Source organism: Azotobacter chroococcum (assembly GCF_004339665.1).
Taxonomy (GTDB): domain Bacteria; phylum Pseudomonadota; class Gammaproteobacteria; order Pseudomonadales; family Pseudomonadaceae; genus Azotobacter; species Azotobacter chroococcum.
In genome coordinates, this window is the sequence record NZ_SMMU01000041.1 from 1 (window position 1) to 18,152 (window position 18,152).

Consider the following 18,152-nt stretch of genomic DNA (forward strand, 5'->3'; position numbering starts at 1 on the left):
TTTGTATGCGGGACCATTCCCTGTCGCTCAGTCGGCTTCTGTCAGTCATGGCAAAAGCCCAGTTTTAGCACTGGGCTTGCGTCAACAGAACCTAGGCAACTCCCGCATTGCCTGGCTAAACGTTACCGGTAGTGGCAATGAAACATCCGCTCATGTACAGCAAGATTCACGAATGACGGTCATGTTTTGTGCCTTTGATGGCAAGCCGTTGATTCTTCGCCTTTACGGATCGGCAAAAGTCATTCACAAAAGCGATTCCGAGTGGAACGACCTCTTTCCTTTGTTCAAGCCATTGCCAGGTGCCCGGCAGATTTTCGATGTTGCAATTAATCTCGTGCAAGCCTCTTGCGGAATGGCCGTTCCCTATTTTTCGTATGTCGGTGATCGTGAATTGCTTTCTGATTGGGCGGCTGGGAAAGGGGATGAAGATTTGAAACGATACTGGGAAGAAGAAAATCAGGTGAGCATAGATGGTATCCCAACCAATATTGTCGAAAGAAATGGCTGATATATCACTCTGCGGGTAGCGTCAAATAGCTGCGCTTTTGCCGCCTATTGAATTCACCTGCCAGTCGGCCAGACAAATACAGAGCGTAATGCCATGAACAATAAAACCTTCGACCTCGACGCCTATCTCGCCCGCCTGAACCATTCCGGCCCCGTACAACCGACGCAGGATTGCCTCGAGGCACTCCACCGTGCCCAGCTCTACACGATCCCGTTCGAGAACTTCGATATTCAACTCGGGCGCGGCATCTCGCTCGAGCCTGAGGCGCTGTGCGACAAGCTGGTGCGCCGGGCGCGCGGGGGGTATTGCTTCGAGCTCAACGGCCTGTTCCTGATGGCGCTCGGGGCCATCGGTTTCGAGGCGCGTCCGCTGCTGGGGCGGGTGCATCTGGTCGAGCCGCCGTCGGGGCGGGAGCATCTGTTTCTCCTGGTGACGCTGCACGGAAGGCCATGGATCGCCGACGTCGGCTTCGGCGGGCCGGGCTTTCGCGCGCCCATTCCGTTCGAGCTCGATCGCCCGACCAGCCACGACGGGCTGACGTTCCGCTTCGTCGAGGCCGGGCCTTTCGGCATCATGCTGCAGGCCCTGAAGCAGGGGCGGTGGCTCGATCTCTACAGTTTCGATCTGGGGCATGTGTTCCCGGCGGATATCGCGCTGGGCAACCACTTCACCTCGACCCATCCCGGCTCCCTGTTCACCTTGGCCCGTGTCGTCGCGCTGCCGACCCCGGGCGGACGTGTCTCGCTCCTCAACCGTACGCTCAGGATCGTCACCGACGGGGCGGAGCAGGTGCGGGAGCTGGCGGAGGGCCAGGCCTATCTCGATGTCTTGAAGACCCACTTCGGCATCGAGCTCGATGCGCCCTACGAGGCGCTCCGCCCGCTTCCTGGCGCGGAGCCGGGAAAAGGGCCGGCGCTTGAATGGTGAGGGAGGGAAAAGTAAGGCTGGTTATGCCGCACGTCCGGCCTACTCCTGCCGAGTCACCAGCAGCTTTCCCGTATCGAACCCCTTCCGGCCCAGGCGCTCGAGCAGGGCGTCATAGGCCCGCGGTTCGACCCGTGGCGTTCTCGACAGTATCCACAGGTACTCGCGCCGGGGCTCGCTCACCGCGACCAGTTGGTAGCCCTCGTCGAGGTCGATGACCCAGTAGTCGCCCCACACGGCCGGGATGAAGGAAAGCCAGGCCGGGGCGAAGCGCACTTCGAGTCTCGGCGAGGTGGCATCGCCGATCTGCCGGCCGGTACCGAGGGCGATGTCCGTCTCGCCGTTCTGCAGCCGGCAGCGGTTGATCACCTGCACGCGGCCGTCTGGCTTGAGGCTGTAGTCGGCGCGGGTGAAGCCGGCGCATTTCTTCTGGAACCAGTTGGGGTAGCGGGCGATCTCGTACCAGGTGCCCATGTAGCGCGGCAGGTCGAGGGCGGCGATGGTGGACAGCGGCGCATCCGGCTGGCTGGCGGACGCTGGATTGGCGATGGCGAGCGAGCAGCCGCACAGCAGTGCGGCGATGAGGGTGTGCTGGATTCGGTGCATGGGTTTGGCTCACGGAAAGATGCCCGGCAATTATTCACCGCCACGGCCGGCGGGAAACCGCTGTGCGGGTTTCCCAGCCTGCGGAATACCGATCCGTCACCTTTCCCGGTCTGCGCTCACCCTCACCCCTGCAGCCACGGCGGCGGCGGTTCCTCGCGTTGCGGCGGCGCGTCTTCCGCCTCCAGCGCCGCCCTGCGGCGCGCTTCGTCGGCCAGCGCGGCGTTGATTTCGCGCATCACCGCGTCGACGTCGGCCTCTTCCTCCGGTTCCTCGAACTCGCCGGTCAGCTCGCTCGCCGGGGTCAGCTCGCCGGCCTCGTACAGTGCCCACATTTCCTTGGCGTGCTTGCACCTGAGCAGTTCGGGGGCGAAGTGGCCGAAGTAGGCGTTCATGTTGGCGACGTCGCGCTCGAGCATGCGGAACGCATGGTTGTTGCCCGCCGCATCCACCGCCTGCGGCAGGTCGATCACCACCGGGCCGTCCGGGCCGAGCAGCACGTTGAACTCCGACAGGTCGCCGTGCACCAGGCCGGCACAGAGCATCAGGACCACCTGGCGGATCATGAAGGCGTGGTATTCGCGGGCCTGCTCGGGCGTCAGCGCGACGTCGTTGAGGCGCGGCGCCGCATCGCCGTCGGCGCCGGCGACCATCTCCATCAGCAGCACGCCGTCAAGAAAGTCGTAGGGCTTGGGCACGCGCACGCCGGCGCTGTCCAGGCGGTAGAGGGCGGCCACCTCGGCGTTCTGCCAGGCCTCCTCCTGCTCCTTGCGTCCGTGTTTGCTGCCCCGCGCCATGGCCCGTGCATCGCGGCTGTTGCGTACCTTGCGGCCTTCCTGATATTCGGCGGCCTGACGGAAGCTGCGCTTGTTGGCCTCCTTGTAGACCTTGGCGCAGCGCAGCTCGGGGCCGCAGCGCACCACGTACACCGCAGCTTCCTTGCCGCTCATCAGCGGGCGCAGGACTTCGTCGATCAGGCCGTCTTCGACCAGGGGCTCAAGGCGTTTGGGTGTTTTCATCGATTTTTGTATGGCTCACACTTACTTGGAAAAATCTTGCCACCTTATACGGCAATCGGATGGTGCGGTGCAGCAGCTTGTCCGGTGTCGGCTCGTCGTCCCGCAAGGCGCCTCTGCCGGTACGCGGGAACGCCCGTGCAGGGGGTTGACGGGGTATGCCGGTACTTTAATAATCATTCTTATTTGTGGGGTTTTTCCATTGCGAGCCCGCCGTGCGCTGGCATCCAGCGTGCGATCTGGACGAGATGACCAGGGCCCCTGTTCGATTTTCGCAATACACAACGTTCATCGTTCTATTCAAGAAGGAAACACGGTATGTCTCGCATCGGTATCTTCTATGGCAGTTCCTCCGGCGTCACCGGCAAGGTGGCTGAAAAGCTCGCCGGGCTTTTGGGTGAGGATCGCTGTGATCTCTTCAACATGGAAGAAGATTTTGTCGATTTCGACGATATGCTGAAGTACGACCACCTGCTGTTCGGCTGCTCCACCTGGGGTTCGGGCGAGGTGCAGAACGACTGGCGTGATCCGCTGCTGGATCTGGCCAACGAAAAGCCCGACTTTTCCGGCAAGACCATCGCCCTGTTCGGCGCCGGCGACTATGTCGCTCATGGCGAGCAGTTCGTCAGTGCGCTGGGCATTCTGTATGACAAGTTCAAGGCCCGTGGCGCCACGCTGGTCGGCAGCTTCCCGACCGACGGCTACACCTACGAGTACTCCTTCGCCGTGCGCGATGGAAAGTTCGTGGGCCTGCCGTTCGACAAGATCAACGAGGCGGACAAGACCGATGAGCGCCTCGAGCGCTGGGTCGCCGTGCTGCAGGAGGAGTTCCTGCCGGCCTGATCGAGTCTGGCGATTGCGTCGGCGAGGAGAGGGCGAAGCCGGGGCGGCGGCGGGGCGAAGTGCCCCGATCGCCGCGGTGCCGGGAAGTCCTCTCTTCGATCGCCGTTCAGCCGCCGTGGCTCAGGGCGTCGGGGAACTCCCTGCCGTCGGCACCGCCCCGCCAGTTGTCGGTCCGAGGTCGCCGGTGCCGGCCGAGGCCTTCGGCGTGACTTCCATCGTCTGGCCGGCGGCCGCATGCAACAGGTAGTCGACCATCTGGTCGCCCTTGATCTTGCCCTGGAGGCTGGCGCTGTTCCGGCCGGGCTGGAAGTGCACAGGCTCCTGATGGACATCGACCTGGGCCAGGGCTGGCGGCAGGGCCAGAACCAGGAGGCCCAGCAGGGGGACAAGTGCTTTGTTCATCCTTGACTCTCCATGCATATTCTGGAAGGGATGGCTGACCGGAAGCGGCAGCATGCCAATCGAGCGTATCGGGTCGTGGGGCGCGCATTTTCAGCGCGACGCGCTTTCACTCGCCACGCTTGATGATAGCTTGGTTGAGCGGATGCCCGAGCGCCTGCGTCCTGCCGGCGCCCTATCGCCCTCCTATCCGGCCGCCCTGCCGGAGAGCCGGTACACCTTGTATTCGGCGCGTTTCGGCGGTTGTTTCGGCGCCTGCGGATCGGTCTCGAACACGCTTTCGACATGTTCCAGGCTGATCTCGAACCCTTCCGAATAAAGGGCCGAGAGTTCCTCATCCACGCCCAGGGCCTGTTCCAGGGGCAGATCCTCCTCCGCATCCTCGATGGTCAGCAGAAAGACGCCGGCGTCGGCCGGCACGATCCTGCGCAGGTGGGCGACGTAGAGCCGGCGGATGTCTCCCGGCAGGGCGGTGAGCGCCGCCCGGTCGTACACCGTGTCGATCTGTCCCAGGTCGGCCTTGTCCAGTGCGAAGTAGTCTCCGCAGAGAATGGCTATCCGGCCGTGCTCCCACAGGGTGAAGTCGCCCACCTGACGTCTGGAGGGCTGCAGGCGGTTCTCCCGGAAGAAGGCCCGGACGGCGACGGGGCTCAGCTCGACGCCGATGACGTGGTGGCCCTGCTCGGCAAGCCAGATCATGTCCAGGCTCTTGCCGCAGAGGGGAACGAAGACCCGGCTGCCCCGGGGGCGCGCAAGATCGGGCCAGAATCTGGCCAGGTAGCCATTCACCGTCTTCTGGTGGAAGTCGGTCCGCCGGTCGCGCCAGAGTTGCAGCCAGAGGGGATTGTCGCGGCTGCTCATGAGGATTTCGACCCCGCCGGCGCCGCCTCCCTGTGGAAGGCCATGCGTGGCCGAGGGGACGAGACCGGGGGCTGGCATCGGTGGCCGACGACGGCGATGGCGTGCGTGTGACAGGGGGACATGGCGCTTTCTTCTCGAGGATGGAGCGTGGTGCATCAGGAAAAGGTTCCGATCGAAGCGCACGGACTTCCGGAGAAGAGGGATGCGGAGCGACAAGACACTCGCGGAGACCGCGCCTGGAATCCATCCGACGAGTCATCTTGGGACAGTAGCACGGCCGGCCCGCTTCGAGAGATCCGGATACCGGCGATATCGTGCCTGCCGTCGGCTCCGGCGCTGCCCCGTTCCTGCGTCGGGCGGAGCGGCGGCAGGCCGGCTGGAGCGGCTTGGTCTAGACTGCTGTCCGGGTCCATGAGGGACCTGACCGCAATCAAGGAGCCGACATGTTCAAACATTCCCCCCTCGTTCTGCTCGCCTTCGCCAGCCTGCCGCTGTTCGCCGCCGAAGGCGACGCACCGAGCACCCAGCAGGTCATGCAGGAAAACAAGTCCGTCATCCAGAACCGGATCGCCGACATCGACTACAAGCGCAAGCAGATCGTCGAGGCCAACATGGCCCTCACCGTTCAGGAGGGCGAGGCCTTCTGGCCGGTCTACAACAGCTACCGTACCGAGGCGGACAAGCTGAGCAAGGATGCCATCGCCCTGCTGCTCGACTATGCCCGCGCCTACGGCGAGGGTTCGGTGACTGACGAAAACGCGGGCAAACTGCAGGAGCGGCTGCTCGAGCTGCGCAAGGATCAGCTGGAGCTGAAGGCAAAGTACGCCAAGCGCATCGCCAAGGAGGTTTCGCCGAAGCGCTCGCTGCGCTTCCTGCAGATCGAGGATCAGCTCGACGCCATCAGCCTGCTGGCCAATACCAGCGACATCCCGCTGGTCGAGTGACGGCCTCTGCCTCCCTGATATCCTTCTCCGGTTGAACGCGACTGGAGAACAATATGGGCACCGCCTTCTTCATCGCCGGCACCGACACCGATGCCGGCAAGACCACCGTGGCCTGCGGTCTGTTGCATGCCGCCCGGCGGGCGGGCCTGTCCACCGCGGCGGCCAAGCCGGTCGCCTCGGGCTGCGAGGCCACGCCCGCAGGGCTGCGCAACGGCGACGCCCTGGCGCTGCTCGGCGAGTGCTCGCTGGCGCTGGACTATGCCGAGGTCAACCCGTTCGCCTTCGCGCCGGCCGTTGCCCCGCACCTGGCGGCGCGCGAGGTCGGCGTCGAGCTGACGGTGGCTGCGCTGCTTCCAGCGGTGCGCCGGGTGCTGGCGCGCGGTGCCGACTTCACCCTGGTGGAGGGCGCCGGCGGCTGGCGGGTGCCGCTGGCCGGGCGGGAAAACCTGTCCGATCTGGCGGTGGCGCTCGGCCTGCCGGTGATCCTGGTGGTCGGCGTGCGCCTGGGCTGCATCAATCACGCCGTGCTGACGGCGGAGGCCATCGCCCGCGACGGGCTGGAGCTGGCTGGCTGGGTGGCCAATGTCATCGATCCGCACACCTCGCGCCTCGACGAGAACCTCGCGACCCTCGCCGAACGCCTGCCGGCGCCCTGCCTCGGACGCATTCCGCGCCTTCCCGAGGCCAGCCCGGCGGCAGTGGCGGCGCATCTCCAGCTGGGTGCGTTGCGGCGCTGAGCGGCCTGTCGGTACGCTCCGCCAAGGGCTATCCCCTGCGGCCCTGAATGAACTGGACCAGGAACACCACGATTGCCACGACCAGCAGGATGTGAATGAGCCCGCCCATGGTGTAGCTCGAAACCAGTCCCAGCACCCACAGGACCAGCAGGATAATCGCGATCGTCATGAGCATGTCTGGTTCTCCCGTAATTGTCTTGTCGGCAGCGATCTGCCTTTCGCCAGATTGAGCGTGGCAGCCGGGCGGTGTCTGTTCGCTGGCAGACATAGGACCATGCCGTTCGGCGCCTCTGCCTGTGTCCGTGCGTTGCCCGGCAGGCCCCGTCCGCAGGCTGACCGCTGGCGCGAGGAGGCGGCTGGACTATCCTTCCGGCGTCGAACGGGAAAGTCATTTCCAGCAAGGTAGCCGATATGACCGAGACGCCCCCTCCTGCGCGGAATCACTTCCTGGGTGCCCTGCCCGCCGACGTGCACAACCGCCTGCGGCCCCATCTCGAGCGGGTGCCCATGCCGCTCGGCAAGGTTCTGTACGAGTCCGGGGATGTCTTGCGTCACGTCTATTTCCCGACCGACTCCATCGTGTCGATGCTCTACGTGATGGAAAGCGGCGCCTCGGCGGAAATCTCGGTGGTGGGCAACGAGGGTTTCGTCGGGGTCGCCATGCTCATGGGCGGCAACAGCACCACGGGGCGCGCGGTCGTGCAGAGCGCCGGTCACGCCTGGCGGCTGCCGGCGCCGCGGCTCCGGGAGGAGTTCGAGCGCCACGGCGAGTTGCAGCATCTGGTGTTGCGCTACACCCAGTCGCTGATCACCCAGGTGGCCCAGACGGCGGCCTGCAACCGTCATCACACGATCGACCAGCAGCTGTGTCGCTGGCTGCTGCTGTCGCTGGACCGCTTGCCGGACAACCGCTTGACCATGACCCAGGAGCTGATCGCCAACATGCTGGGCGTGCGCCGCGAAGGCGTCACCGAGGCGGCCGGCAAGCTGCAGCGGCTTGGCGTGATCGAGTACAGCCGCGGGCATATCACGGTGCTGGACCGGCCCGCGCTCGAGCAGCTGAGTTGCGAGTGTTACGCCGTCGTCAAGCAGGAAACCGATCGCCTGTTGCCCTGGGTTCCCGTGCGTCGCGTCGAGTGATCCGGCCCGCGCGGTGCGTCGCTCACAGCCGTCCCAGCAACATCAGGATGAGGACGATGATCAGCACCAGCCCCAACCCGCCCATGGGCGCGTAGCCCCAGTTGCGACTGTGCGGCCAGGTCGGCAGGGCACCGAGCAGCATCAGGACCAGAATGATCAACAGGAGGGTTCCCAGGCTCATGGCGTTCTCCGCGGACTCGTCGGGGCAGGTTCGCTGCACAGGCACCGAAGCCGCGTGCGGCCATCGGCAGGTTTCCAGATTGGGGTATGTGCCAGTCCGTTTCTGTTCGCCAGCACACACAAGACGGTGGGTTTCGTCGCGGCTAGAGCCGTTTCACTGTGCTCGGGCTCAAGGAATGCGCGGACTTCTCCCCTCTCCCAGGCATGGGAGAGGGGCTGGGGAAGAGGGAGCTGAAGGCCGGCGCGGTCGTCGCCACCCACCTGCGCGCCTGCACCGCCGGCACCCTCGCGGTGCGCTAGAACGTCAGGCCCTTGGCGTCGACGCTCTTGACGCCGCGGACGTTCTGGGCGAGCTCGACCGCCAGGTCGCGCTCGGCGCCGCTGTGCACCTTGCCGCTCAGGGTGACGATGCCGCCCTGGGTGCTGACAGTGATGTCGGAGCCGGCAACATTGCTGGAGTACAGGAGGGTGGACTTCACCTTGGTGGTGATCCAGCTGTCGGAGATTGCCCCCTCGGCCTTGCTCATGGAGCTTTTCGCGCTATCGGTGGCAGTCGGCTTGTTGCTGTCGACCACCAGCTGATTGTTCACCGAGACCACGCCGCGGGTGCTCATGGTCAGGCGCCCGGCGGTATCCCGGGCCGCCGCGCTGTCGGCGGTGCCGCTCAGTGTCACCCGGCCCCGCTGGGTCTCGACCGTGGTGGCCAGCCCATCGGTGTAGCGGCTCCACATCAGCTTCGACTTGACCGCCGCGGTGATGCTGGCGTCCTCGATGCGCTCGCCATAACCGGGCTCGGCGCTCGCCTTCGGCGTGTAGTCGGGCTTGACCTCGATCTGGTTGTCCACCTCGGTGATGCCGCCGACGCCCAGGGCGATCTCCTTCGCCAGCTCCTTGTTGACCTCTTCCTCGACCACGCCGGTCAGCGTGGCCTTGCCGTTGTGCACCGATACCTTGAGGTCGTGGGCGCGCAGGTAGGGGCTCAGGGCATAGGTCGTCCAGATCTGGGTTTCCTGCCGTGCATCGGTGATTTCCTGGTCCGTCGCGGCGGCGACCATGCCGCTCATGACGCTCATCGCCAGGGCGATGCCAGAGGCCAGGATAAGCTTGCGGGGCGGTGCGTACATGTTGCTTCTCCATCGGGGAAAGGAACTGCCACCGCTCGGGACCCGTCGCACGACGGCCCCGGGCGGCCTGAGCGTCGTCCTGACCGCCTGCCGTCCGGGTCGTTACAGCGCGGCAGGTATCCCGACTGACCTCGCTACTTGAGCTTCCCGAGGAAGTCCTTGACCTGTTTTTCGGCTTCGTCGCGGGTGATGGCGTAGCGCTCCTGAATCAGGCCGGCGAGCTTCTCCTCGCGGCCTTCGGCTTGCAGCAGCTCGTCCTCGGTCAACTTGCCCCAGGCGAGCTTGGCGGCGCCGACCTGCTGTTTCCACTTGCCCTTGAGCTCGTCTGCACTGGGTAGGCCCATGATGGTGGGTCCTCCTGATCCGCGGTCTCGCGAAATTGCGAGGCACCGGTGGGCGGACAATGGCAGCGAACCAGCCCTGTGTCGGTGCGCTGGCCCACTTATGCCATGCGGCTCGGGCAGACCAGGCCCGTTGCTGCCGATGCCGCCGGCCGCTTCCGGCTGGCGCAGGCAGCGGCGCGGTTGGCCTGGCAATGTGGTGAACCGCTTGCCCGCGCGGCGAATCGGCCATACCTTTCTTCTGGACAACAGGACGGTTTCAGAGGACGACGACCATGCCCGAGTTCAAGGCCCCCCTGCGGGATATCCGTTTCGTTCGCGACGAGCTGCTCGACTACCCGGCGCATTACCGGAGTCTGCCTGCCGGTGGGGACGCCACGCCGGATGTGGTCGACGCCATCCTCGAGGAGGGCGCGCGCTTCTGCGAGGAGGTGATCGCGCCACTCAACCCGGTGGGCGATCGCGAGGGTTGCAGTTGGAGCGAGGCGGGCGTGAAGACCCCGAGCGGCTTCAAGGAGGCCTACCGGCGCTATGTCGAGGGCGGCTGGCCGAGTCTGGCGCATGCCGTCGAGCATGGCGGCCAGGGCCTGCCGGAGTCCCTCGGCATCGCCGTCACCGAGATGATCGGCGAGGCCAACTGGGCCTGGGGCATGTATCCGGGGCTGGCCCAGGGGGCGATGAACACCCTGTCGGCCCACGGCACCGAGGAGCAGAAGGCCACCTATCTGACCCGCTTGGTGTCCGGCGAGTGGACCGGCACCATGTGCCTGACCGAGCCGCACTGCGGCACCGATCTCGGTCTGCTGCGCACCCGTGCCGAACCCCAGGCCGACGGCAGCTACCGGGTCAGCGGCACCAAGATCTTCATTTCCGCCGGCGAGCACGATCTGGCGGAGAACATCGTGCACATCGTGCTGGCCCGCCTGCCCGACGCGCCGCCCGGGACCAAGGGCATCTCGCTGTTCATCGTGCCGAAGTTCCTGCCGGCCGCCGACGGCGGGCTGGGCGTACGCAACCAGGTGTCCTGCGGCTCGATCGAGCACAAGATGGGCATCCACGGCAATGCCACCTGCGTGATGAACTTCGACGGCGCCACCGGCTTTCTCATCGGCCCGCCGCACAAGGGCCTCAACTGCATGTTCACTTTCATGAACACCGCCCGCCTGGGCACCGCGCTGCAGGGCCTGGCGCATGCCGAGGTGGCCTTCCAGGGGGCGATCCGCTACGCCCGCGAGCGCCTGCAGATGCGCGCCCTGAACGGGCCGAAGGCGCCGGGGCTGCCGGCCGACCCGATCATCGTGCACCCCGACGTGCGGCGCATGCTGCTGACCATCAAGGCCTTCGCCGAGGGCAACCGGGCGCTGCTGTACTTCTCCGCCAAGCAGGTGGACATCGCCCGCTACAGCCAGGATGCGGCGGAGCGGGCGGCAGCCGACCTGCTGCTGGGCTTCCTCACGCCGATCGCCAAGGCGTTCATGACCGAAACCGGCTTCGAGGCGGCCAGCCACGGCCTGCAGGTCTACGGCGGCCACGGCTACATCCGCGAGTGGGGCATGGAGCAGAACCTGCGCGACAGCCGCATCGCCATGCTCTACGAGGGCACCACCGGCGTGCAGGCGCTGGACCTGCTCGGGCGCAAGGTGCTGATGACCCAGGGCGAGTCGCTCAAGGCCTTCACCAAGATCGTGCACAAGTTCTGCAAGGCCCACGCCGAGGACGAGTCGCTCAAGGCCTTTGTCGAGCCGCTGGCCCGGCTGAACCAGGAGTGGGGCGAGATCACCCTGCAGATCGGCATGCAGGCGATGCAGGACCGCGATGAAGTCGGCGCCGCCGCGGTGGACTACCTGATGTATTCCGGCTACGTCTGCCTGGCCTACTTCTGGGCCGACATGGCGCGCGTTGCGCAGGCGCGGCTGGCTGCCGGCACGGTTGAGGAGGCCTTCTACCGTGCCAAGCTGCAGACCGCGCGCTTCTACTTCGCGCGCATCCTGCCGCGCACCCGCGGCCATGTGGAGGCCATGCACGGCGGCGCCGGCCCGCTGATGGAGATGGCGGCGGAAGACTTCGACCTGGGCTATTGAGGGCGTGGGTAGACCCGTATCGCTGGCCGTAGGGTGGAAAATCGCGTCAGCGTTTTCCACCCTAACGGTCCACCTGCGGGAGCTTCGGGCAAGCCGCTCAGCTGCAATGAAAACGCCCGGCGCGCAGGCGCGACCGGGCGTTTTCGTGTGCGACAGGGGGCCGGTTGCGGCCCCGCAGCGCGGTGGTCCGTGACGGCTTAGATCTTGCCGACCAGATCCAGGGACGGAGCCAGGGTAGCTTCGCCTTCCTTCCACTTGGCCGGGCAGACTTCGCCCGGGTGGGCGGCGACGTACTGGGCAGCCTTGATCTTGCGCAGCAGTTCGTTGGCGTCGCGGCCGACGTTGCCGGCGTTCAGCTCGATGATCTGGATCTTGCCCTGCGGGTCGAGGACGAAGGTGCCGCGCTCGGCCAGGCCGGCTTCCTCGATCAGCACTTCGAAGTTGCGGGAGATGGTCAGGGTCGGGTCGCCGACCATCGGGAACTGCAGCTTCTTGACGGTTTCGGAGCTGTCGTGCCAGGCCTTGTGGGTGAAGTGGGTGTCGGTGGACACGGCGTAGATTTCAACGCCCAGTTTCTGGAATTCGGCGTAGTTGTCGGCCAGGTCGCCCAGTTCGGTCGGGCAGATGAAAGTGAAGTCGGCCGGGTAGAAGAAGAATACGGACCATTTTCCTTGCAGGTCGGCTTCGGTGACGTCGATGAACTTGCCGTTGTGGTAGGCGGTGGCCTTGAACGGCTTGACTTCGGTGTTGATCAGAGACATCTGCGAACTCCTTTTTGTGAATGGGAAAAACAGGGGCGATGTTACGCGATCCTGAGGAAAACCTTGATTGATTGACCGCATGGGGTCCATTGCTCCGTTCAATCGAAGGTTTCGACGGTTGCACACGCCGGACATCCGATATGGGGCCGGGGGAATCACGATACAACCCCTGCATGTCGGAAAGATTGTCTCCGGGCGGGCACGGCGGCAGCGCCGCTCTTCAAGGCCCGAACGAAAACGGCCCGCACAGGGCGGGCCGGATCGGGGGAGGAGGGCGTCAGCCCTCGTCGCCGTCTTCCTCGTCGCTGCCGCCGACGTTCATGCCGAGTTCCTTGATCTTGCGCGTCAGGGTATTGCGCCCCCAGCCGAGCAGTAGGGCGGCATCGCGGCGGCGCCCGGCGGTGTGCTTGAGCACGCTCTCGATCATCACCCGCTCGAAGGCCGGCACGGCGATGTCCAGCAGGTTCGACTGGCCGCGGGCCAGGGCCTGGTCGGTCCACAGGCGCAGGGCCTGCTCCCAGTTGTTGGCCGGCGCGTTCTCCTGGGCATGGCTGAGCAGCTCCGGCGGCAGGTCGTCGACATGCACCTCGCGGCCGGAGGCCATCACGGTGATCCAGCGGCAGGTGTTCTCCAGCTGGCGCACGTTGCCGGGCCAGGGCAGGTTGCTCAGGTATTCCTCGGTTTCCGGCTTGAGCGTCTTCGGCTCGACCGCCAGCTCCACGGCCGCGCGGTTGAGGAAGTGCCGGGTCAGCGCGGGGATGTCGGCGCGGCGGTCGGAGAGGCGCGGGATGTGGATGCGGATCACGTTCAGGCGGTGGAACAGGTCCTCGCGGAACTTGCCGGCCTGCACCAGGTTTTCCAGGTGCTGGTGGGTGGCGGCGATGATCCGTACGTCGACCTTGACCGGCGTGTGGCCGCCGACCCGGTAGAACTCGCCGTCGGCCAGCACGCGCAGCAGGCGGGTCTGGGTGTCGGCCGGCATGTCGCCGATCTCGTCGAGAAACAGGGTGCCGCCGTCGGCCTGCTCGAAGCGCCCGCGGCGCAGGCTGGCGGCGCCGGTGAAGGCGCCCTTCTCGTGGCCGAACAGCTCGGACTCCATCAGCTCCTTCGGAATCGCCGCCATGTTCAGCGCGATGAACGGCGCCTTGGCGCGCGGGCTGTGACGGTGCAGGGCGTGGGCGACCAGCTCCTTGCCGGTGCCGGACTCGCCGTTGATCAGCACGGTGATGTTGGAATGGGAGAGACGGCCGATGGCACGGAACACTTCCTGCATCGCCGGCGCCTCGCCGATGATCTCCGGGGTGTTGGCCTGGATGGTCGGCACTTCCAGTCCCTGCTGCTCCTGGGCGTGCAGGTTGGCGCGCTTGATCAGCGACACCGCCTCGTCGACATCGAACGGCTTGGGCAGGTACTCGAAGGCGCCGCCCTGGTAGGAGGCCACCGCGCTGTCCAGGTCGGAGTGCGCGGTCATGATGATCACCGGCAGGCGCGGGTAGTGCTCGCGGATCTGCGCCAGGAGGTCGAGGCCGCTGGCGCCCGGCATGCGGATGTCGGAGATGATCACGTCCGGCTGCTGGCGGGACAGGCGGTTGAGCACGCCGTCCGCGCTGTCGAAGCTCTGGGTGGTCATGCCTTCCTGTTGCAGGGCCTTTTCCAGGACCCAACGGATGGAGCGGTCGTCGTCGACGATCCAGACGGTTTCGCTTCGGCTCATGTGGGTGAGGCTCCTAGGTCCAGCGGCAGGTAGATCGAGAAGCGGGTGTGGCCGGGGTGGCTGTCGCACTCGATCAGGCCCTGGTGCTGGCTGATGATGTTCTGGGTGATGGCCAGGCCCAGGCCGGTGCCGTCCGGACGACCGCTGACCATGGGATAGAACATGGTTTCCTGTAGCTCGGCGGGGATGCCGGGGCCGTTGTCGATGATTTCCACCTGGCAGACCAGACGATGGCGCACGTGGCCGATGGTGAACTGGCGCAGGGTGCGGGTGCGCAGGTGGATGCGGCCGAGGCGCAGATCGTTCTGGCCGGTCAGCGCCTGCATGGCGTTGCGCACGATGTTGAGCACCGCCTGGATCATCTGCTCGCGGTCGATCAACAGTTCCGGGATGCTCGGGTCGTAGTCGCGCACCAGCACGATGCGCCCCTCGCTTTCCGCCATCACCAGGCTGCAGACCCGCTCCAGCACCTCGTGGATGTTGGTCATCGCCAGGGACGGCAGCTTGTTCGAGCCGAGCATGCGGTCGACCAGATTGCGCAGGCGGTCGGCCTCTTCGATGATGACGTTGGTGTAGTCCTTGAGCGCCTCGTCCGGCAGTTCGCGGGCGAGCAGCTGGGCCGCGCCGCGGATGCCGCCGAGCGGGTTCTTGATCTCGTGGGCCAGGCCACGGACCAGCAGCTTGGTGGTTTCCTGCTTGGACAGCTGGGCCTCCTCCTTGGTGATCCGCAGCAGGCGGTCGCGCGGATAGACCTCCAGCAGCAGCAGCGTCTGCCCCTGGTTGATGACCGGCGTCACCGCGTAGTCCACCGTCTGGGTCTTGCCGGTCAGCGAGGTCAGCTGGGCTTCGCGCTTGGTGAACGGGTGCGCCTCGGCCACAGCCTGGCGCAGGGAGATCAGGGCTTCGGGGGACTCGGTGAAGAGTTCGCTGATGAATTGTCCATGGCTGCGCTGGCCGCTGACCGCCAGCAGCATTTCCGCCGCCGGGTTCATGTACTCCAGGCGCAGCTCGCCGTCGAGCAGGATGGTGGCGGTGGTCAGGTTGTCCAGCAGCAGGCGGTGCAGGTTGTCGTTATCAGGCATTGGCTGGTTTACCAGGGTTCACGTCGAGTCGGCATCTGCAAGAAATGAGCCTAAATTTTCGAAAAGAGTGCAGGGGCGCGCTCCATGCCGGCTTTTGGCGCACGCTCGCGGGCGAGCCTTGATCCAATATGGGGACAGTATAGAAGTGCAGGCGGAAGGCTGCCCCAAAACAGGGCGAAATTCACAGAAAGGGTACGTAGGGGATGTCCCGCCTCTGGGGGGGCCTGTCCTTCAGCAGGCATTCCGGACGCACGCCGTAATCGGCGATCTTGCAGGGCCTGGCCAGGCGTTTCTGGATCAGCGACGGGCGCTTGACATGGATGGCCTGCTCCGGAGTCTGCTCCAGGGTGCGGCCCTCGGCATCGAGGATTTCCACGGCCAGCAGGTGGGTGCCGCGCTCCAGGTCGTTCAGGGAGAAGACCGGCTGCGGCCCGCCCGGGCCGCTGGCGGCGCCGTCGAGCTGCAGCCGGTAGCTGTGGCCGGGATGCAGGCCGGGCTCGCTGGCGGCCGTCACCGTCAGTGCGCCGGTGTCGCGCAGGGTGGCGTCCGGCGCTGGATCGACAATGCGCAGCCAGCGGTAGCCGGGCTTCTTCGCTCGGGGGGCGGGCTTCTCCGCGGCCGGCGGCGGTGCAGGCGGGGAGGGCATGCTGTTGGTCGGGCTCAGGCGCAGCGCCGGTGCGCCGCCCTGCGGCCGGTCGGTGAAGACCCGATTGCCCTGTGCGTCGACGTAGCTGTAGATCTCGGCCGCCGCCGGGAGGGCGAGCAGGGCCAGGCAGAGAGGCAGGATTCGCATGGGGCCGTCTATTTGCCCCGATGGACGCGCTGGACGGTGAACAGGATCGGCGCGCTCTTCTGCAGGGAGCGCTCGTCGGCGAGCACCTCCACCTCCAGGCTGTGCTCGCCGCGATCGACGTTGACCAGTTCCAGGCGGGTCGTCCGGCCGGGCTGGCCGTAGGGCTGGCCGTCCAGCAGCAGGCGCAGGCTGTGCCCGGGGCGCAGCCTGGGCTCGATGGCCACGTCGACGCTGAAGCTGCCGTTGTTGGCGCGCAGGGATTCGCCGTCCGGAATGCCTGTCAGTTCGAGGCGGGTATAGCGGATCTCCGGCTGGTCCTTGGGCTTGGCCGCTTCCGGAGGGCTCGGCGGCTGCGGGGCGACGATGCTGGGCGCCGGCAGTTCGACCTTTTCCGCGGCCACGCCCTCGGGCGGCTGGCTGCTGAACACCGGATTGCCGTTGGCGTCGAGGTATCTGTAGATCTCTGCGCCGGCCGGAAGGGCCAGCAGCAGAAGCAGGCCGGGCAATGCGCTGCGCATGGGGAGAACTCTCGCGAAAGTCGTTGAGTGAAGCCTTGCACTGCACCGGTGGGCTGGCAAGTCCGGGGCTGCCGGAGCGTTACCGCGATCACCCAAAAAAAAGACCTCCCGAGGGAGGCCTTTTCGATATTGCCGGCTGGCTTAGACGCTGTAGTACAGGTCGTATTCCAGCGGGTGCACGAAGGTGCGCACCTTGATTTCCTCTTCGCTCTTCAGCTCGATGTAGGCATCGATGAAGTCGTCGGAGAAGACGCCGCCCTTGGTCAGGAAGGCGCGGCCCTTGTCCAGCTCTTCCAGGGCTTCCTTCAGGCTGCCGCACACCTGCGGGATTTCCTTGGCCTCTTCCGGCGGCAGGTCATACAGGTTCTTGTCGGCGGCATCGCCGGGGTGGATCTTGTTCTGGATGCCGTCCAGACCGGCCATCAGCAGAGCGGCGAAGGCCAGGTAGGGGTTGGCAGCCGGGTCCGGGAAGCGCGCTTCGATGCGGCGGGCTTTCGGGCTGTTAACGTACGGGATGCGGATGGAGGCGGAGCGGTTGCGGGCGGAGTAGGCCAGCATGACCGGGGCTTCGAAGCCCGGGACCAGACGCTTGTAGGAGTTGGTCGACGGGTTGGTGAAGCCGTTCAGCGCCTTGCCGTGCTTGATGATGCCGCCGATGAAGTACAGGGCGGTATCGGACAGGCCGGCATAGCCTTCGCCAGCGAAGGTGTTCTTGCCGTCTTTGGCGATGGAGATGTGCACGTGCATGCCCGAGCCGTTGTCGCCGTACAGCGGCTTCGGCATGAAGGTCACGGTCTTGCCGTAGGCGTCGGCGACGTTGTGCACGCAGTATTTCAGGGTCTGCACTTCGTCGGCCTTGGCCACCAGGGTGTTGAAGCTGACGCCGATCTCGTTCTGGCCGGCGGTAGCCACTTCGTGGTGGTGCACTTCGACCTTCAGGCCCATCTCTTCGAGGGCGTTGCACATGGCGGTGCGGATTTCGTGGTCATGATCGACCGGCGGAACCGGGAAATAGCCGCCCTTGACGCCCGGACGGTGACCCTTGTTGCCGTTCTCGATGTCGGCGTCGGTGTTCCAGGAGGCCTGCTCGGAGAAGATCTTGAACATGGAGCCGGAGATGTCGGACTTGAACTTCACTTCGTCGAAGATGAAGAATTCGGGCTCCGGACCGAAGAAGGCGGTGTCGCCGATGCCGGTGGACTTCAGGTATTCCTCGGCACGGCGGGCGATGGCGCGCGGGTCGCGGTCGTAGCCCTGCATGGTCGAGGGCTCGATGATGTCGCAGACGATGATCAGGGTCGGCTCTTCGGTGAACGGGTCCAGCACGGCGGTGCTGTCGTCCGGCATCAGGATCATGTCGGAGGCTTCGATGCCTTTCCAGCCGGCGATGGAGGAGCCGTCGAACATCTTGCCGTATTCGAAGAAGTCGTCGTCCACGTCACGCGCCGGCATGGTTACGTGCTGCTGCTTGCCTTTGGTGTCGGTGAAGCGCAGATCAATCCACTTCACGTCATGTTCTTTGATCAGTTGAAGCGACTTCGACATGTTGTCCTCCAGGTGGAGAGGGCCTCGAAAAGACCCTC

At 65.6% G+C, this 18,152-nt stretch carries 21 protein-coding genes; 7 read left to right on the forward strand and 14 right to left on the reverse strand.

All coding sequences use genetic code 11. From position 1 onward, the window contains the following. Window positions 1-508, forward strand: a 508-nt coding sequence (locus tag EV691_RS20135; RefSeq protein ID WP_207901109.1) for a hypothetical protein, incomplete at its 5' end; no start/stop codon positions are given. Between the two features lie 93 nt (window positions 509-601). Beyond that, complete coding sequence (locus EV691_RS20140) at window positions 602-1,435, forward strand: arylamine N-acetyltransferase family protein (protein ID WP_131300354.1); 834 nt, start codon at window positions 602-604, stop codon at window positions 1,433-1,435. Between the two features lie 39 nt (window positions 1,436-1,474). On the opposite strand, the gene EV691_RS20145 is transcribed toward EV691_RS20140, so the two are convergent. Together EV691_RS20145 and EV691_RS20150 are read right to left on the reverse strand one after the other, a co-directional pair. Next, window positions 1,475-2,038: a lipocalin family protein gene (locus EV691_RS20145; RefSeq protein ID WP_131300352.1), complete on the reverse strand. Its 564-nt coding sequence runs from the start codon at window positions 2,036-2,038 to the stop codon at window positions 1,475-1,477. 122 nt (window positions 2,039-2,160) lie between these two features. Further along, entirely contained in the window at window positions 2,161-3,054 is an 894-nt protein-coding gene (locus tag EV691_RS20150) for a PA4780 family RIO1-like protein kinase (protein WP_089167087.1), read from the reverse strand. Window positions 3,055-3,369: 315 nt separating this feature from the next. On the opposite strand from EV691_RS20150, the gene EV691_RS20155 reads away from it, so the two are divergent. Then, on the forward strand, window positions 3,370-3,894 hold the full coding sequence (locus EV691_RS20155; RefSeq protein WP_039801725.1) for a flavodoxin: 525 nt from the start codon (window positions 3,370-3,372) through the stop codon (window positions 3,892-3,894). Window positions 3,895-4,014: 120 nt separating this feature from the next. On the opposite strand, the gene EV691_RS20160 is transcribed toward EV691_RS20155, so the two are convergent. Beyond that, window positions 4,015-4,296: a hypothetical protein gene (locus tag EV691_RS20160; RefSeq protein WP_131300350.1), complete on the reverse strand. Its 282-nt coding sequence runs from the start codon at window positions 4,294-4,296 to the stop codon at window positions 4,015-4,017. Between the two features lie 183 nt (window positions 4,297-4,479). Then, on the reverse strand, window positions 4,480-5,154 hold the full coding sequence (locus EV691_RS20165) for a thiopurine S-methyltransferase (RefSeq protein WP_131300348.1): 675 nt from the start codon (window positions 5,152-5,154) through the stop codon (window positions 4,480-4,482). A 443-nt stretch (window positions 5,155-5,597) separates the two neighbouring features. Here EV691_RS20165 and EV691_RS20170 point away from each other — a divergent pair, with 443 nt between their 5' ends. Further along, window positions 5,598-6,098: a transcriptional regulator gene (locus tag EV691_RS20170; RefSeq protein ID WP_131300346.1), complete on the forward strand. Its 501-nt coding sequence runs from the start codon at window positions 5,598-5,600 to the stop codon at window positions 6,096-6,098. 53 nt (window positions 6,099-6,151) lie between these two features. Further along, the gene (bioD, locus tag EV691_RS20175; protein ID WP_131300344.1) at window positions 6,152-6,835 is read left to right on the forward strand and encodes a dethiobiotin synthase; all 684 of its coding nucleotides are present in this window, start codon (window positions 6,152-6,154) and stop codon (window positions 6,833-6,835) included. A 28-nt stretch (window positions 6,836-6,863) separates the two neighbouring features. Here the strand turns inward: bioD and EV691_RS20180 are convergent, their stop codons facing one another. Continuing rightward, window positions 6,864-7,010, reverse strand: a complete 147-nt coding sequence (locus EV691_RS20180) for a lmo0937 family membrane protein (RefSeq protein ID WP_131256255.1) — start codon at window positions 7,008-7,010, stop codon at window positions 6,864-6,866. 236 nt (window positions 7,011-7,246) lie between these two features. Here EV691_RS20180 and EV691_RS20185 point away from each other — a divergent pair, with 236 nt between their 5' ends. Next, entirely contained in the window at window positions 7,247-7,975 is a 729-nt protein-coding gene (locus EV691_RS20185; protein WP_131300342.1) for a Crp/Fnr family transcriptional regulator, read from the forward strand. A 22-nt stretch (window positions 7,976-7,997) separates the two neighbouring features. On the opposite strand, the gene EV691_RS20190 is transcribed toward EV691_RS20185, so the two are convergent. The 3 genes from EV691_RS20190 to EV691_RS20200 all read right to left on the reverse strand — a co-directional run bounded on the left by EV691_RS20190 (window position 7,998) and on the right by EV691_RS20200 (window position 9,623). Then, complete coding sequence (locus EV691_RS20190; RefSeq protein WP_039801737.1) at window positions 7,998-8,156, reverse strand: DUF3309 family protein; 159 nt, start codon at window positions 8,154-8,156, stop codon at window positions 7,998-8,000. 295 nt (window positions 8,157-8,451) lie between these two features. Then, a complete protein-coding gene (locus tag EV691_RS20195; RefSeq protein WP_131300340.1) occupies window positions 8,452-9,279 on the reverse strand; it encodes a BON domain-containing protein in 828 nt (275 codons plus the stop codon). 134 nt (window positions 9,280-9,413) lie between these two features. Next, the gene (locus EV691_RS20200; RefSeq protein WP_131300338.1) at window positions 9,414-9,623 is read right to left on the reverse strand and encodes a CsbD family protein; all 210 of its coding nucleotides are present in this window, start codon (window positions 9,621-9,623) and stop codon (window positions 9,414-9,416) included. 272 nt (window positions 9,624-9,895) lie between these two features. Here EV691_RS20200 and EV691_RS20205 point away from each other — a divergent pair, with 272 nt between their 5' ends. After that, window positions 9,896-11,701 carry an acyl-CoA dehydrogenase C-terminal domain-containing protein gene (locus EV691_RS20205; protein WP_131300336.1) on the forward strand — a complete coding sequence of 602 codons (1,806 nt, stop codon included), beginning with the start codon at window positions 9,896-9,898 and terminating at the stop codon, window positions 11,699-11,701. A 197-nt stretch (window positions 11,702-11,898) separates the two neighbouring features. On the opposite strand, the gene ahpC is transcribed toward EV691_RS20205, so the two are convergent. The 6 genes from ahpC to glnA all read right to left on the reverse strand — a co-directional run bounded on the left by ahpC (window position 11,899) and on the right by glnA (window position 18,114). Continuing rightward, window positions 11,899-12,462, reverse strand: a complete 564-nt coding sequence (ahpC, locus tag EV691_RS20210; RefSeq protein ID WP_131300334.1) for an alkyl hydroperoxide reductase subunit C — start codon at window positions 12,460-12,462, stop codon at window positions 11,899-11,901. 277 nt (window positions 12,463-12,739) lie between these two features. Next, complete coding sequence (gene ntrC / locus EV691_RS20215) at window positions 12,740-14,176, reverse strand: nitrogen regulation protein NR(I) (RefSeq protein ID WP_131300332.1); 1,437 nt, start codon at window positions 14,174-14,176, stop codon at window positions 12,740-12,742. Next, entirely contained in the window at window positions 14,173-15,258 is a 1,086-nt protein-coding gene (gene glnL, locus EV691_RS20220; RefSeq protein WP_131256248.1) for a nitrogen regulation protein NR(II), read from the reverse strand. Before glnL ends, ntrC begins: the two co-directional genes overlap by 4 nt. A 181-nt stretch (window positions 15,259-15,439) precedes the next feature. After that, window positions 15,440-16,051 (reverse strand): DUF4124 domain-containing protein, encoded by a 612-nt coding sequence (locus EV691_RS20225; protein ID WP_131300330.1) that lies wholly within the window; start codon window positions 16,049-16,051, stop codon window positions 15,440-15,442. Window positions 16,052-16,059: 8 nt separating this feature from the next. Beyond that, the gene (locus tag EV691_RS20230) at window positions 16,060-16,569 is read right to left on the reverse strand and encodes a DUF4124 domain-containing protein (protein WP_131300328.1); all 510 of its coding nucleotides are present in this window, start codon (window positions 16,567-16,569) and stop codon (window positions 16,060-16,062) included. Window positions 16,570-16,710: 141 nt separating this feature from the next. After that, on the reverse strand, window positions 16,711-18,114 hold the full coding sequence (glnA, locus tag EV691_RS20235) for a glutamate--ammonia ligase (protein WP_131300325.1): 1,404 nt from the start codon (window positions 18,112-18,114) through the stop codon (window positions 16,711-16,713). Between the last annotated feature and the right edge of the window lie 38 nt (window positions 18,115-18,152).